The organism is Actinomadura rugatobispora, from assembly GCF_055379765.1.
On record NZ_AP029191.1, the window covers coordinates 2,419,417 to 2,434,972 of the forward strand.

Annotated in this window: 11 protein-coding genes and 1 tRNA gene; 8 read left to right on the top strand and 4 right to left on the bottom strand. The window is 72.7% G+C overall.

Features of this window, described 5'->3' with window-relative positions:
- Window positions 1-7: 7 nt before the first annotated feature.
- Window positions 8-829, bottom strand: a complete 822-nt coding sequence (locus ACZ466_RS10215) for a TrmH family RNA methyltransferase (RefSeq protein ID WP_378286962.1) — start codon at window positions 827-829, stop codon at window positions 8-10.
- Window positions 830-863: 34 nt separating this feature from the next.
- The gene (locus ACZ466_RS10220; RefSeq protein WP_378286961.1) at window positions 864-1,913 is read right to left on the bottom strand and encodes an endonuclease/exonuclease/phosphatase family protein; all 1,050 of its coding nucleotides are present in this window, start codon (window positions 1,911-1,913) and stop codon (window positions 864-866) included.
- Between the two features lie 274 nt (window positions 1,914-2,187).
- On the opposite strand from ACZ466_RS10220, the gene ACZ466_RS10225 reads away from it, so the two are divergent.
- From ACZ466_RS10225 to ACZ466_RS10235, 3 genes are all read left to right on the top strand, one after another.
- Window positions 2,188-4,575: a substrate-binding domain-containing protein gene (locus ACZ466_RS10225; protein WP_378286960.1), complete on the top strand. Its 2,388-nt coding sequence runs from the start codon at window positions 2,188-2,190 to the stop codon at window positions 4,573-4,575.
- Between the two features lie 301 nt (window positions 4,576-4,876).
- A complete protein-coding gene (locus ACZ466_RS10230) occupies window positions 4,877-6,427 on the top strand; it encodes an RNA polymerase sigma factor (protein ID WP_378286959.1) in 1,551 nt (516 codons plus the stop codon).
- A 366-nt stretch (window positions 6,428-6,793) separates the two neighbouring features.
- Window positions 6,794-8,221, top strand: coding sequence for an RNA polymerase sigma factor (locus tag ACZ466_RS10235; protein WP_378286958.1), 1,428 nt, complete (start codon window positions 6,794-6,796; stop codon window positions 8,219-8,221).
- An 88-nt stretch (window positions 8,222-8,309) separates the two neighbouring features.
- Here ACZ466_RS10235 and ACZ466_RS10240 read toward each other — a convergent pair whose 3' ends face one another.
- Window positions 8,310-9,416 carry a phosphotransferase family protein gene (locus ACZ466_RS10240; RefSeq protein ID WP_378286957.1) on the bottom strand — a complete coding sequence of 369 codons (1,107 nt, stop codon included), beginning with the start codon at window positions 9,414-9,416 and terminating at the stop codon, window positions 8,310-8,312.
- A gap of 1,530 nt (window positions 9,417-10,946) precedes the next feature.
- Window positions 10,947-12,329 carry a MocR-like pyridoxine biosynthesis transcription factor PdxR gene (gene pdxR, locus ACZ466_RS10245; protein ID WP_378286955.1) on the bottom strand — a complete coding sequence of 461 codons (1,383 nt, stop codon included), beginning with the start codon at window positions 12,327-12,329 and terminating at the stop codon, window positions 10,947-10,949.
- A gap of 68 nt (window positions 12,330-12,397) precedes the next feature.
- Between pdxR and ACZ466_RS10250 the strand changes: the two genes are divergently transcribed.
- The 5 genes from ACZ466_RS10250 (at window position 12,398) to ACZ466_RS10270 (ending at window position 15,525) form a co-directional block, all read left to right on the top strand.
- Window positions 12,398-13,045 carry a pyridoxamine 5'-phosphate oxidase family protein gene (locus ACZ466_RS10250; RefSeq protein ID WP_378286954.1) on the top strand — a complete coding sequence of 216 codons (648 nt, stop codon included), beginning with the start codon at window positions 12,398-12,400 and terminating at the stop codon, window positions 13,043-13,045.
- A 54-nt stretch (window positions 13,046-13,099) separates the two neighbouring features.
- Entirely contained in the window at window positions 13,100-13,699 is a 600-nt protein-coding gene (gene orn / locus ACZ466_RS10255; RefSeq protein WP_378286953.1) for an oligoribonuclease, read from the top strand.
- Between the two features lie 69 nt (window positions 13,700-13,768).
- A tRNA-His gene (locus ACZ466_RS10260) sits at window positions 13,769-13,844 on the top strand.
- A 104-nt stretch (window positions 13,845-13,948) separates the two neighbouring features.
- On the top strand, window positions 13,949-14,905 hold the full coding sequence (locus tag ACZ466_RS10265) for a TIGR03557 family F420-dependent LLM class oxidoreductase (RefSeq protein ID WP_378286952.1): 957 nt from the start codon (window positions 13,949-13,951) through the stop codon (window positions 14,903-14,905).
- A gap of 59 nt (window positions 14,906-14,964) precedes the next feature.
- Window positions 14,965-15,525: a response regulator transcription factor gene (locus ACZ466_RS10270; RefSeq protein ID WP_378286951.1), complete on the top strand. Its 561-nt coding sequence runs from the start codon at window positions 14,965-14,967 to the stop codon at window positions 15,523-15,525.
- The last annotated feature ends 31 nt before the right edge of the window (window positions 15,526-15,556 follow it).

Genomic DNA, 15,556 nt, shown 5'->3' on the forward strand with positions numbered 1-15,556 from the left:
CGGCGGCTCAGGAGCGCATCAGGGCGTGACAGGCGATGGCCGCCGCGGCGACCACGTTGAGGGAGTCGACGCCGTTGGCCATGGCCGTGCCGCTCATGGGGATGCAGACGCGTTCGTCGGCTTCGGCGAGCCAGCGTGACGAGAGCCCGTCGCCCTCGGCCCCGAGCAGCAGCGCGACGCGTTCGCCGAGGGCGGCCTTGTCGAGCGGCACGGCCGACTGGTCGGGGGTGAGCGCGAGCAGCGTGAACCCGGCCGCCTCGCGGAGCGCGTCCAGTCCGTCGCGCCAGTTGGTCATGCGGGCGTAGGGGATCGCGAAGACGGCGCCCATCGAGACCTTCACGGCGCGCCGGTAGAGGGGGTCGGCGCAGCGCGGCGACAGCACGATCGCGTCGATGCCGAGCGCGGCCGCGCAGCGGAAGATGGAGCCGACGTTGGCGTGGTCGACCAGGTCCTCCAGGACGAGGATGCGGCGCGTCCCGGCGACGGTGTCCTCGACCGGCGGCAGCGGGAGCCGTTCCATCGAGGCGAGCGCGCCGCGGTGGACCTGGAATCCGGCGACGGCCTCCACGGTGGCGTCGTCGGCGACGTACACCGGGGCGTCGACGGTGTCGAGCAGGTCGGCGAGGGGCTCCACCCAGCGGCGGGCCATCAGGAAGGACCGCGCGGGGTACCCGGTGCCGACGGCGCGGCGGATGACCTTCTCGCCCTCGGCGATGAACAGCCCGTGCTCGGTCTCCAGGCTCTTGCGCAGGTTGACGTCGCGCAGCCGCACGTAGTCGGCCAGGCGCGGGTCCCCCGGGTCGGAGACGGGAACGAGTCGGGCGGCCATGCTCCAATTCTGCCCGGTCGGCCTCCGGGCCCCGTCAGGGGAGGCGGATCTCGGCGACGACGGCGCGGTGGTCGCTGCCCCGGACGTCGTGGACGGTGAATCCGGTCACGGCGCAGCGGCGGTCGAGCAGGACGTGGTCGAGGGTGAGGGGCGGCTGCGGTCCGCCGAGTCCCCAGGTCGGGATGAGCCCGGCGCCCGCGCGGTCGGCGGCGTCGGCGTAGCCGCGGCCGATCAGTTTCCGCAGCGTGGCGTGGTCGAGGGTGGCGTTGAAGTCGCCCGCGAGGATCCGCACCGGCTCGCTCCCGCCCGGAGCGGACGGGAGCAGTTCGATGTCGTGCTTCCAGGCCATGTAGGCCCGGGACGTGATCGGCGGCACCGGGTGCACGGCGGTGACCTCCACCGCGCGTCCTCCCGGAAGGGTGAGCGCCGCCCTGGGTGTGGCCATCTGGGTGGGGCCGGGCGGCGGCAGCTCGCGCAGCGGGAGGCGGGAGTAGAGGCCGGAACCGGACGCGCCCCAGCGCGCGTCGAGCACGGCGTGCGGCAGCAGCCGCGACAGTCCGGCGCGCTCGTAGCGCCCGGCCGCCCCGGGACTGAGTTCCTGCACGCTGAGCACGTCGGGGCGGGCGCGCCGGACCAGGTCGACGAGCGCGTCCGCGTCGGCCTCGCCGACGAAGAGGTTGACGCTCATCACGCGGAGCGCCGGGCCGTGCGCGGCGGGCTGGCCGCCTCCGACCGCGCGCGGCGCGACCGACGCCACCAGTGCCAGCGCGATCGCGGCGGCCGTCGCCGTCGCCCACCACCGGCGGGTCAGCAGCGCGACCAGGACGGGGATCGGTGAGGCGGCGACCACGAACGGGGTGACGGCCAGCAGCGGCGCGGCGGCCGCGCCGACACCGGGGATGCGGTCGCCGCCCGCCAGCCGCAGCACGGCCCAGCTCCCCCAGCCGACGACGCCCGCCCAGGCCAGCAGCGGCCGCCAGCGGGCGGGCTCTTCCACACGGAAGGCCGGCTTCGGGACGGCCTTCCGCTCCGCGGATCGCGGCTGTTGCCGCGGCTGCTCCTGCGGCACTTCTGTGTCGCTCACGGCATCCCCTCGTCGGCCGCGCGCCCTCGCGGGCGAGACGCTCCGTCCCCCTTGGAGCCCTCGTCCGTCTGATGCCCGGCCGGGGCGGGAAGTTGCCGTGCCGTCGCGTACGGCTTCGAACGCGGTGCGTGACAACACCGACGGCGATCGTCGGATCCTACAGAGTCAAGCGGATGACCTGCATGGTCTTCCGATATGAGTTCTTTGTAACCTTCCGTTCGTACTACTACAGTGCCGGGGAACATCGAGGGATTCGGGTGAATCGAGGGCAATCGTGAGTGGACGTCATAGAAATGACATCCCGGACGAGCCGCCGGGCGGTGACGGGCATGACGCGTCCAGGCCCGTCTTCGGTCCTGCCAACGACGGTTCCTCCGACTGGTTCGGCGCGCCGCCGGGCCGGCCCGCGCAGCCCATCCCCCAGAATCAGGCCGGACCACCGGGCGCACCGGGCGGCGCCGATGAGCCCGACTGGTCCGTGCAGCGTCCGCCGGGAGGCTCGCCGTTCTCGGGTGCTTCCGACGCGGGCGGGTACGGCCTCGGCCGCGGCTCGTCCAGCGGCGGGTACAGCGCGGCGTCCTCTCCTCTCGGCGCTCCGGTTCCCCCGGAGCCTCCCGGTTCCGGGTACAGCGAGTACGACTCGATCCGCAGTTCCGACGGCGGTCCGACCGGGCCGGGCAGGCCGTCGTCGCCGTACGGCGGAGCGCCCGCTTCCGGCCCGTACGGCACGGGCGGCTCGGGCGGCTCGGGCGGCTCTGGCGGAACGGGCGGCGGCTCGGGCGGATACGGCGGTTCCCAAGGCTCCGGCGGCTACGGCGGCCCAGGAGGTTCGGGCGGGTATGGCGGCTCGGGCGGCTACGGCGGTCCGGGCGGACCGTCCAGTTCCTCGGGCTCGGGCGGTTACGGCACCGGCGGTTACGGGACGCGCCGCAAGAAGCGGCGCAGCGCCACCGCGCTCATCGGCCCGATGGCGGGCGCCGTCGGCCTCGCGGTGCTGCTCGGCGTGGGCGTGTACGCGTTCGCGGGGGCCGGCGCCGACTGCGACAGCGGCGACGCCATCACCCTGAACGTGGCCGCCGCCCCCGACATCCAGCCCGCCGTCGTCAAGGCCGCCGAGCGCTTCAACAACGCGAAGAACGAGTCCGGCGGCAAGTGCGTCCAGGCCACCGTCGCCAAGTCCGAGCCGGCGGCCGTCACCACGCTGCTGTCCGGGCAGGGCGTGGCGACCGGCTCCAACCAGCGCCCCGACGTGTGGATCCCCGACTCGTCCCTGTGGACGTCGCTGGTCGGCAGCTCGGAGAAGGGCAAGGACGCCGTCCAGACCACCAAGACCTCCGTCGCCAGCAGCCCGATCGTGGTCGGGCTGCCGCAGACGCTGGCGTCGCAGCTCAAGCGGCAGGGCGTCACCGCGACGCCGTCCTGGGACAACCTGCTGAAGGCCGCGGGCGGCACCGCGGGCGGCGGCGTCACCAAGAACCAGATGATCCCGCAGGGCGCGGTGCGGCTGCTGGTGCCCGACCCGGTCCGCAACGGCGCGGGCATGGGCGCGCTGATGGTGACCAGCACGCTGCTCACCAACGACCCCAACCGCGAGTCCATCTTCACGGGGATCGTCCGCACCGTCCGCGAGAGCACGCTGCCGACCGTGGACGCCCAGTTCGCCCAGTTCAGGAAGGGCCGTACCGGCAAGCAGCCGATCTCGCTGTCGTCGGAGCAGGCGTTGTGGACCTACAACCGGAAGGGCCCGGCCGAGCCCGCGGTGGCGCTGTACCCGATCGAGGGCACGCTGTCGATGGACTACCCCCTCGCGGTGACCGCCGACGACGACGCCAAGCGCGCCGCGGCGCGGCAGTTCGAGCGGGCGATGAACAGCGAGGCGACCCGCAACGACGTGCGCGCGCTCGGGTTCCGCGCCGCCGACGGCAAGGCGCCGACCGGGTTCGACGCCAGGCTCGGGGTGAGCCCGTCCCGGCCGCGCCAGCTGCCGGCGCCCAAGGCGAGCGACGTGGCGGCGGTCATGCAGTCGTGGGCGAAGCTGTCGCTGAGCCTGCGCATGCTGACGCTCATCGACGTGTCCGGTTCGATGGCCGAGGTCGTCGGGCCGAACACCAACCGGCTGCAGGCCATCGCGCAGGTGTCCCAGGGCGGCCTGGCGATGATGTCGAACGACACCGAGCTCGGCCAGTGGCTGTTCTCCACCAACATGCAGGGGCGCCAGGACTGGCGGGAGACGGTGTCGATCGGCCCGCTCGGCGAGCGCATCGGCTCCATCACGCGCCGCCAGCTGGTGCTGTCCACGCTGCAGCAGATGCGTCCCAAGCCCGACGGGGACACCGGCCTGTACGACGTCGTGCTGGCCGCGTACAAGAAGATGAGCGACACCTACAAGCCCGAGTTCGGCAACTCGATCCTGCTGCTGACCGACGGCAAGAACGACGACGACAACGGACCGACGTTGAAGGAGACGCTGGCCAGGCTGGAGGACATGAAGGACCCCAACAAGCCGATCCAGGTCAACATGATCGGGTTCGGCGACGGGGTGGACCGCAATGAGCTGGAGAGGATCGCGAAGGCGACCGGCGGCGCGACGGCGGTCGCGATGACCCCGCAGGAGATCTCGAAGATCTTCCTTCAGATGCTCTCCCGGCGCATCCAGAACTAGTCCATCCCTTCCCCCAGCACCGTCCCTGACCTGGAACTCTCCCTCTCGGCCCCGTCGGCTCCGAAATCTCCGAGATTTCTCGGCCAACCCGTGTCAACCAGACGCGGGCGCCGCTCGTCTTGTATTCGGAGGCCCGACGGGGAGCGGGGCCGTCGGGCCTCCGACCTACCCGCGCACGAGGGCGGGGCAGTCCCCGGTCAGGGGCAGACGAGATCCGCGGAGCGATCGCCCGGCGATCCCCCGGATGTGGTTTCACAGGCCGTCGAACGGCCGCTGATGTCTCCCCCCGCAGGAGGACCTTGTGTCCGGTTGGTCCAGTTCCGGTTGGCCGAGTCCCGACCGTGCGGACGACGAACGCCTGGCGCGCTCGCTCGCCGCCGGGAACGACGCCGAAGCCCTCATCCAGCTCCTCGACCGTTATGCAGCGCGACTGTACGACTACTGTCACGCTCTGCTGCGCGACCAGGAATCGGCCGCCGGCGCGCTGCACGACGCCGTTCTCGCCGCGTACGCGCACGCCGGTCGGCTGTACGACCCCTCCCTGTTCCGCGGCTGGCTGTACGCGCTGGTCCGCAACGAGTGCCTGCGCCGCCTGCACGACCCCGACCGTCCGGCCGAGCGCTTCGAGGCGCCCGAGGTCGAGGACATGTTCCTGGACGCCGACGAGCGGGCGCAGCGCCAGGAGACCCGCAGGCTGGTGCACAACGCGCTGGCGGGGCTGCGCGGCCGCGAGCGCGAGGCGCTCGACCTGCTGCTGCGGCACGGGCTGGACACCGTGGAGATCGGCGGGGTACTGGGCGTCCCGTCCCACGAGGCCGAGCAGCTGGCGGCCGAGGCGCGGCACCGTCTCGACGGCGCGCTCGCCGCGGTCGTCATCGCCCGCGACGGGCGCGGTGACTGCCCGGCCGTCGCGGCGCTGACCGAGGGCGGCGAGTGGCCGCTGCCGCAGGCGGTCGCGCGCAAGGTGATCCGGCACATCAACACGTGCGCGACGTGCACCGAGCGGCGGCACCGCACGGTGTCCACGGCGGGGCTGCTGCAGGCGCTGCCGGTCGCGCTGATGCCCGCCGACCTGCGCGGGCGGATCCTGGCCACGGCGACCGACCCCGCCTACGCGGGCGACCTGGCGTCGATCGCGTACGCGGCGGAGCCGTTCGACGGGCACGGCTGGCCGCTGCCCGCCGAGCGCGCCGCCGCCGGTGGTGGTGGCGGCGGTGGCGGTGACGGAGAGCCGCGCCGGTCCGGGACGCCGCGGCTGTGGCCGGCGATCGCCGCCGCGGCGGCGGTGATCGTCCTGGCGGTGGGGGCGTTCATGGTGCTCCCGGGTTCCTCGGACGACCGCACGGGCGCCGTGGGCCCGAGCGCGGGCTCCTCCGCGCCGGGGCCGTCGGAGTCGCCCGCCGACCCGTCGGAGTCGCCGTCGGAGTCGCCGACGCCGACCCCGACCACCACGTCCCCGACACCGACGCCGACGGTGACGACGCCGACCCCGACGCGCACGCGCGCGTCCCGGACGCCGACGCCGACCAGGTCGTCGAGCCGTCCGTCCGTCGGCACCCTGTCGGTGTCGGGCTGCACCATCGAACGCGGTGAGCGGGCCTGCCCCATCACGGTGCAAGCCGTGGGCGGAGCGGTGAACTGGGCGGTCATCGGCAGAAGTGGCGGCGTCCAGGCGGGCGGCGGCGGGCGGCTGGCCGCGGGCGCGTCGACGACCGTGATGGCATCTGGTCCGGGCTGCGACGGCGGCTCGGGTACCGGCTCGGTCTCCTTCTCACCCGGCGGCTCGGCGGCCGTGAGCTGGGAGTGCCGTGACAACGACGGCGGCGGCCAGCCCGGTGGCCCCGGCGGCTGAGCGCAGGGCCGACCTGGGCCGGCCGCCCCGGCTTGGTGGAAGGCGACGACCCCCGGACCTCCGGGGGTCGTTTTGTACGGAACGCTCCATACCTCCGCCTCCCCGAAGTTTTTCCGATTCGTCATGTATTCAGAAACCGGCCCGTGACGTGCTGTTATGACCACGGGCCGTGTTACACCGGTCACACGAATCCCACAAGATGCAGAAATCTCTCCTATTTGGTGGCAAGATCGGGCAACCGGAGCGCCATGACAAGCGTCAGGGCCTCCTCGGGGGCAATCCGAGATCACCGATCACCTGGGGGCGATTCCCGTGTCCGCTGGGCCAGGTCCCGGTCAGTTCGACGATCCTCGGCTGGCGGATGCGTTGCGTGCCGGCGACGTCATCGCGCTCACCGAGGTCTACGACACCTACGCGCCGTTCCTCTTCGACTACTGCCACGGGTTGCTGCGCGACCGCGTGGAGGCGGCGGGGGCGCTGCGCAACACGCTGATCATGGCGCGCGAGCACGTCGGCCGCCTGAGCCAGCCGGAGCGGCTGCGCGGCTGGCTGTACGCGCTCGCCCGCAAGGAGTGCATGCGCCGGCGGGAGAGCCCGAACCGGCACACCGGGCAGGAGGCGCCCGAGGCCGACGACGGCGACCTCACCGAGGAGCAGCTCTCCCGGCGCGAGGAGCGCCGGGCGCTGGCGCACAGCGCGCTGGCCGCGCTGAGCGGACGCCAGCGCGAGGCGATCGACCTGGCGGCCCGGCACGAGCTGGACGCCACCGACCTGGCCGGGCTGTTCGGCATCCCGCCGGACGAGGCCGCGCAGCTCCTCGACGAGACCCTCGAGGACCTCGGCATCGCGCTGCACGCCGCGCTGATCGCCCAGAACCACTGGGAGGACTGCCCCAGCGTCTCCGCGCTCACCGAGTCGTGGCCGCTGGCGCCGCAGGCCGCCCGGTCGCTGATCCGGCACGTGGACAGCTGCCCCACCTGCGGCGGCCGGGACACCCCGCCGCTGCCCGCCGACCGGCTGCTGGCGGTGCTGCCCATCGCGGCCATCCCCGGCGAGCTGCGGCTGGACGTCCTCACCGCGGCGACCGCCGCCGACCGCGCCGACAACCGGCGGGCCATCGCCGCCTACGCCGAGCCGTTCACCGCCCGCGGCTGGCCCGTCCCCTACCAGCCGCCCCCGCCGCGCGCCCGCGACCGCGGCGCCGCCGGAGGGCGCCGCAACGGCCGGCTGGTGGCCGCGATCGGCGGCGGGGTCGCCGCCATCGCCCTCGTCGCGGTCGCGATGACCGCCATCGGCGGGGCGGGCGCCAACGAGAACACCGGCGCGACCGGCCCGGAGTCGCCCGGCACGTCGGCGGACCCGTCGGGTCCCGGCCCGGACCCGTCCCTCCCCGGCGGCGTGGACCCGAGCGAGTCGGTGTCGCCGTCGGTGTCCTCGACCAGCGCCTCGCCGTCGGAGAGCCCGTCGCCGTCGGAGACCCCGACGACCGAGTCGCCCACGCCGCGGCCCACCACGTCCAAGCCCAGACCGCCGCGGCCCGGCACGCTGTCGGTGGCCGGCTGCAGCATGGGCGTGAACGAGTCGTGCACCATCCGGATCACGGCGGTCGGCGGCGCGGTGAACTGGACCGTCACCGGGGCCTCGGGCGAACTCAGCGCGGGCGGCTCCGGACGGCTGGGCGCGGGAGAGTCCACCGGCGTCCGGGTGTCCCGCACCAACGGCTGGTGCTGGGGCAAGCGGAGCGGCTCGGTGTCGTTCTCGCCCGGCGGCTCGGCCTCCGTCTCCTACTGCTGAGACGGGACGGGGCCGGCCGGGCGATCCGCCGCCCGCCCGGCCCCGCGTCCCGTCCGGCCGTCCGGCCGCGGCCGGACGCCGGCTCAGTTCACCAGACCGAGCCCGCGTCGAGGATGTCGTGCGCGCGGCCCAGCAGCACCGGGACACCCTCGCCGATCTTCTCGAACCCCTCGCCCACCGTCGCCTTCTGCAGGTAGCGGGCGTGGATGCCCTCCAGGATCGCGGCGAGCTTGAAGCAGGCGAACGCGACGTAGAAGTCCAGCGCGCCCAGGTCGAACCCGCTCAGCTCCGCGTAGCGCTCGGCGAACCGGCGGCGGGAGTGGAACCCGGGCGCCATGGTGATCGTGCCGCCGACCGGCAGGATCACCTTCTCGGAGTCGGCCGCCTCCGCCCAGTAGACCAGGGTCAGGCCGAGGTCGGACAGCGGGTCGCCGAGCGTCGACATCTCCCAGTCGACCACGGCCGCGATCTCGGGACGCGGCTCCAGCCGCGCCAGCGCGTTGTCGAGCCGGAAGTCGCCGTGCACCAGCCCGGTGAGCCCCGCGGGGCCGTCCCCGCCCTCCGGGATGCGCTCGGCGAGCCGCGCGACGAGCCGGTCGTACTCGGGCAGGTCGCGTTCGGCGCCGGTGGCCCGGACGGCCTCCTGCGAGCTGTCCCACTGCTTGCCCCAGCGCCTGAGCTGGCGGGCCATGTACCCCTGGGCCCGCCCGAAGTCCTCCAGGCCGGTCGCCGCCAGGTCCACCGTGTGGATCGCGGCGAGCGCCTCGGCCAGCCGCTCGCTGAGGGCGGCGGCCTGCTCGGGCGTCATGCCCGCGGCGTCGTCCCTGGACCGCAGGACCCGGCCGTCCACGAAGTCCATCAGGTAGAAGCGCGCCCCGATGACCTCCTCGTCGTCGCAGAACGCCAGCGTGGCCGGCACCGGCACGTCGCTGCCCCCGCCGAGGGCGGACAGCACGCGGTACTCGCGGCCCATGTCGTGGGCGGTCGGCAGGACGTGGCCGAGGGGCGGGCGGCGCAGCACGACGCGGCGGCCGCCGTCGAGGGTGATCCCGTAGGTCAGGTTGGACCGCCCGCCCGCGATCAGGTCGATCGCGGTGATCCGGCCGGTGCCGGGGAGCGTGCGTGCCAGCCAGTCCGCCAACCGGGGGACGTCGATGCCGGGGACCCCGGCCGGAAGTTCAGCGTCAACGGTCATGACCCATTATTAGAACGCTGCTCGGTCGGCCATGGGAAGCCCACCCCCCCGGCGAGACCGGGCGACCGCCTCCCCGCACCGCCCCATCCGGCCCGTCCGGCCCGTCTCGCCCCGCGGCCCCTCCTGGGTGGCGGCAACGGATGATCTCCGTAGCCGCTTCGTAACTCCTCGGCCACTTCTGGCCGTTCGCCGCAAGATACTTTCGGGACGGCTGACTTCCGTCCACCACCTGCGTCAACGCCGTACCGCCCGGCACCGGGCGCCTCGCGGCCGCCTCAACGCGGTGTCCCGAGGGTAATTCACCATGCCCGGAGGGTACGCAGCGGCCCCCATAGTCGATCAAAATGGGACCCACTGGACAGCCCCCCTGTCGTCCGTCGAAACAGCCCACGGGCGGCAGGCTGGACTTATAAGTCCGGCTGGGCTACGAACGAGGACTAGAACGAGCAACTACACCATTCGGGGCCAGACCGCCCGATTGGGGGGGACACACCGTGGCAGACGCATGGCTGCCGAGAGTAGGCCGCATGCCCGTGAAACAGGACGGTGGAGCCTTGCGAGGGGGTGCGCCGCGCGTCGTCTGGTTCAGCAGCGAGTCCGACCCCCGCGTGGTCTCGGCCCGCTCCGTCGCCGCCGACCTGCTCCGCGAGGAGACGCCGGCGCACCTGGTATGGAACCCGTGCTCGGGGGAGATCATCCAACTGGTCCCGGTGACCCGTGCCGGCGGGCTGCTGGAGGGCACGGTCGGCCACGAGGGCCGGGTGTGCGTGCAGGTGATGGTGGTGGGCCATGCCCGCGACCCGTTCACGGGCACGCTGCTGCACGGCCTCGACACGATCATGGGCTGGCTGGACGCGTGGGGGGTCGTCCGGCGCTGGCCGGCCGGTCCGCCGCTGCCGTCGCCGCAGTCGTACCACTCCCAGCGGGGCCGCCGGGACTGGGCGCGCGGCGGCCACTTCGGCGCGTCCCAGGTGCCCGGACTGCACCGGCCCGACCCCGGCGGCATCGACATCCGGCGCGTCACCGGCCCCGACACCCCGGTCACCGCGCTCCCGAGGCAGCGTCCGATCCCGGCACAGCAGGAGCCCCGGCCCGTGCCGGTTGGGGAGGCACCGCCGGTGGGGGACGCACCGCGGCCGGTACCCATGCGGGACTCTCCAGACTTTGTGCCCCCGCAGGACACCCCTGAACCCGTACCCGCCGGCGCAGTCCCCGCCGTCGCCGGATCCGTCACGGGGGGCACCGCAGGGGGCTCGGCGGAGGGCTCGGCCGGGACGAACGGAAGTTGCGTGGCCGTCCCACTACCGCGGAGGGCCGCCCCTCTGGGAGCGGTGGTGTCCGTCGCCCAGCACTATCCCCTGGACCCCCTGGGAAACATCACCGATCCCGTGGAGCCCGCGAGCGTGCCCCAGGCGAAACCAGAGGACACCAAGGCCGTGCCCCTCTACCCCAGGAGCACACCCCCACCGCGCCGGATCTCCGCACCGCTGGCGACCTCGGCCCCGTCTCCCTCGGACGGCGCGGCGGCCCCTATACCCGCACCCCCTCCATCAACCGGAACGCCAGTTCCCGAACCAGCGAGCATGCGGTCCTGAGCTCACCCGTGCTCGCCGCCGCTCCATAACCGACCACCAGCCCGGACACACCCCGGGCCTGGGCGTAGTGGCGTTCGAGGTCGTCCAGCAGCACCCCTTGCCGGTACGCCTCGCGCACCACTTTCCTGGTCACCGCCGCCGGCATCTCCACCACCAGATGGAGGCCGGCGGTGTCCCCGCGCAACGGCATGCCCTCCAATGCCCGCGTCACCTCCGCCCGGCGGCGCGCGTACTCGGCACGCATGCGCCTTACATACCGCTCCAGGTCTCCGCGTTCGAGCAGGACGCGGAGCGCCTCCTGAGGACCGACGGCCGTACGGTCGCTGAGCTCCTCCCTGCGACGCGCGACGGCCTCGACGAGGTCGGGACGGGCCACCAGCCAGCCGACCCCCATGTTCGACGTCAGGATCTTGGACGAGGTACCGAGATAGACGACCACCTCGGGATCGAGGCCGTAGAGGGCGGGGAGCGGTGCGACGTCGTACCGGAACTCCCCGTCGTAGTCGTCCTCAACGACCAAGGCGCCCGTGCGCCGGGCCCAGCCCAGCAGAGCCTGGCGGCGCGGCACGGGAAGCACCCCTCCCAAGGGGTACTGGTGGGACGGCGTCGTGTAGACCAGTTTCAGGTCCTCGGGGAGCCCGTCCACGACCAGCCCCTGCCCGTCCACCGGGCACGGCACCACTTCCATGCCTCGCGCCTGCAGCACCTGGCGAGCCTTGACATAGCCCGGCTCCTCCACACCCACTCTGTCCCCGGGGCCCAGAACAGTGGCCGCGAGCAGGTCCAGCCCGTTCGTGGCACCTCTGGTGACCAGAAGCCGTTCGGCGGTGCACGCCACGCCTCGGCTGCGGCGCACGTAGTCCGACAGGGCAACGCGCAGACCGTGCAGCCCCCACGGCTCCCACTTGAGGGGCGTGGTCACCGCCGCCGCCTGCCTCCAGGCACGACGCCACGCCGGCGTGTCCAATGCCCCGACCCAGGCGATCCCCGGCCTCAGATCGATCCGCGGCCCGTCCTCCTCACCACGCACGCTCGCCTCAGGCAAAGGCCGCACAGGGCTAGGCGGCGCGATGTCGGCGACGAACGTCCCCGACCCGTGCCTGCCCTCCAGCCAGCCCTCGGCGTACAACTGCCCGTAGGCCTCCATGACCACCGTCCGGCTCACCCCGAGCAACCCGGCCAGCGCCCTACTGGAAGGCAGCCGTTCCCCCGCCAGGAGCCGTCCCTCGCGCATCGCGGCCCGCAACTGCACCGCCAGCTGCTCGTTCAGAGGCTCGCCAGAGGCCCGCTCCACCGACAACGGCAGGTCGAAGGTCAAAGTGGTCTCCACGTATCGGCGCCAAGTGGCCCTTCATGCCATGCCACTTCTTTCCTAGCGTAGAACCCATGAGCAGCACACCCTTGTCGTCGACAGACCGCACCCGCCTCGGCCGGTACAGGAACGAACGCTCCCGTACCGACCGCTCCGCGCTCTACGAGATCCTCGACGAGGCGCGGATCTGCCACCTCGGCGTGGTCGTCGACGGCTCCCCCAGGGTCATCCCCACCGGATACGGCCGCTCGGGCGACACCCTGTACCTCCACGGCTCCACCGGGGCCAGCAGCCTCCTCGCGGGGCCGTCCCAGGACATCTGCGTCACGGTGACCCACCTCGACGGCATCGTGCTCGCCCGCTCCCTGTTCCACCACTCGGTGAACTACCGGAGCGCCGTCATCTACGGCACGCCCCACCGCCTCATCGGCGACGACGAGAAGCTCGAGGGCCTCCGCGCCATCACCGAAAGCCTCGCCCCCGGCCAGTGGGACCTGGCCCGCCGCCCCACCCCCAAGGAACTGGCCGCCACCACCGTCCTCGCCCTCTCCCTGCGGGAAGCGTCCGTCAAGGTACGCCAGGGCCCTCCCTCGGACGACGCCGAGGACCACGCCCTGGACGTCTGGGCGGGCGTCCTCCCCGTCCGGCAGGTCTTCGGCGACCCCGTCCCCGACCCCGCGCTCCGCCCCGGAATCCCCGTCCCGCCCCACCTCACCGGGTAAAGTCGATCAATACTCGATGACCCGCGCGGTCATTCCTGGTCGTAGGGTTGACCCATGAACGAGCGGCTGGTCTGGATCGACTGCGAAATGACGGGACTCGACCTGCGCGACGACGCGCTGATCGAGATTGCGGCACTGGTGACGGACAGCGAGCTCAACATTCTGGACGCGGGCGTCGACGTGGTGATCAAACCGCCGCAGGAGGCGGTCACCCAGATGTCCAAGGTCGTCCGCGACATGCACACCTCCTCCGGGCTCCTGGACGTCCTGCCCGGCGGCGTCACCCTGGCCGAGGCCGAGGAGACCGTGCTGCGCTACGTCCGCACGCACGTCAAGGACGCCAAGAAGGCCCCCCTGTGCGGCAACTCCATCGCCACCGACCGCTCGTTCCTGGCCCGCGACATGCCCGCGCTGGACGCCCACCTGCACTACCGCATGGTCGACGTCTCCAGCATCAAGGAGCTCGCCCGCCGCTGGTACCCGCGGGTCTACTTCGCCAGCCCGGAGAAGAAGGGCGGCCACCGCGCCCTCGCCGACATCACCGAAAGCATCCAGGAACTGCGGTACTACCGTTCTGCGATCTTCGTCCCGCATCCGGGCCCCGACTCGGAGACCGCGCGGTCCCTCGCCGCCCAGATCGTGGGCGACGCTTGAAAAACCGGGTGGCCAACCACCCTCCCGGAACCGCTACACTCTTTGAAGCCGGGTCGCGTCCCGGCCACGGTGGGTGTAGCTCAGTCGGCAGAGCACCAGGTTGTGGTCCTGGATGTCGCGGGTTCGAATCCCGTCACTCACCCCACGCACAAGGGCCCGGCCGCCGGTAAACGGCGACCGGGCCCTTACGTGTAACCGAACCGCTCACGGGCAGACCTCCCCACTACGCACCGTCACCGGGAGGCATCCGTGAAGATCGGCTACAAGCTCTTCGCCGAGGCGTACGACCCCAAGGAGATCGTGCGGCAGGCCCGGCAGGCCGAGCGGGCCGGCTTCGACTTCGTCGAGATCAGCGACCACTACCATCCCTGGCTCTACAGCCACGGGCACAGCGGCTTCGTCTGGTCGATGCTCGCCGCGGCCGCCGCGAGCACCGAACGGATCGGGCTGGCCACCGGCGTGACCTGCCCGTTCATCCGCTACCACCCGGCGATCATCGCGCAGGCGGCGGCCACCACCGCGATCCTGTCCGACCACCGCTTCACCCTCGGCGTCGGGTCCGGCGAGCGCCTCAACGAACACGTCACCGGCGCCCCCTGGCCGTCGGTCACCGTCCGGCACGCGATGCTCCGCGAGGCCCTGGAGATCATCCGCCTGCTCTGGTCGGGCGGATACCACTCCTACGAGGGCAAGCACCTCGTCCTGGACGACGCCCGCGTGTTCGACCTGCCGTCCGAGCTCCCGCCCATCGCCGTCGCCGCCTCGGGCGACCGCGCCGCCGAGATCGCCGCGTCCCTCGGCGACGGCCTCTTCGCCACCGAGGCCGACGCCGACGTGATCGCCGCGTACACCGGGGCGGGCGGCACCGGCCCCCGCTACTGCGAGGTCCCCCTCGCCTACGCCAAGGACGAGGCCACCGCCGCCGCGTCCGCGCACCGCCTGATGCGCTTCGGCCTGACCGGCTGGAAGGTCCAGTCCGAACTCCCCAACCCGATCAACTTCGAGGCCGCCACCGCGTCCATCACCGAGGACGACATGCGCCGCGCCTTCGGCTGCGGCCCCGACCCCGACCGCCACGCGGAGGTCGTCCGCCAGTTCACCGACGCGGGCTTCGACCATCTCACCCTCATGAACGCGGGCCCCGACGTCGACGGCTTCTTCGACTTCTACGCCACCGAGCTGTCAGGCAAGCTCGTCGACTCCTGAAGATCGGCCGGTTATGCTCCGACGCAATAACCCGCCACTGACACCCCACCGGAGCCGGGATGAGTGTCGACGAAACGGCCCCCCTGCGCGTTCTCGTAGTGGACAAGGACCCCCGCGCCCGCGCCGACGTGGTCTCCCTCCTGAACGGAAGCACCGAACTGGAGGTCGTCGCCGAGACCTCCGATGACGCGATCGCCCTGGCCGAACGCCTGCGGCCCGACGTCGTCCTCCTGACCCCCCACGCGACCCACCACACCGCCCCCCTGAGCCGAGCCTCCCGGGTCTTCGTCCTGGCCCCCGACCGGGACGCCGCCGAACCCGCCCTCCGCGCCGGCGCCTGCGGCCACCTCGTCCCCGGCTCCTTCACCGTCCCCGACCTGATCCGCGGCCTCCGCGCCGCCAGCCGCCTCACCCTGGGCCTGTCCGCCCGCGAGGCCGAGGTCATGGACCTGATCGCCACCGGCCGCTCCAACGGCGAGATCGCCCGCCAGCTCTTCCTCAGCGAGAAGACCGTCAAGAACCACGTCAACCGCATCTACTCCAAGCTGGGCGTCGGCTCCCGAGCCACCGCCATCGCCCTCTGGCGAGGCATGATGAGCGTCCTCCCGGCCCAGGACTAATCGATTCGCACTGGTCCGCGCGTCCTGCTAA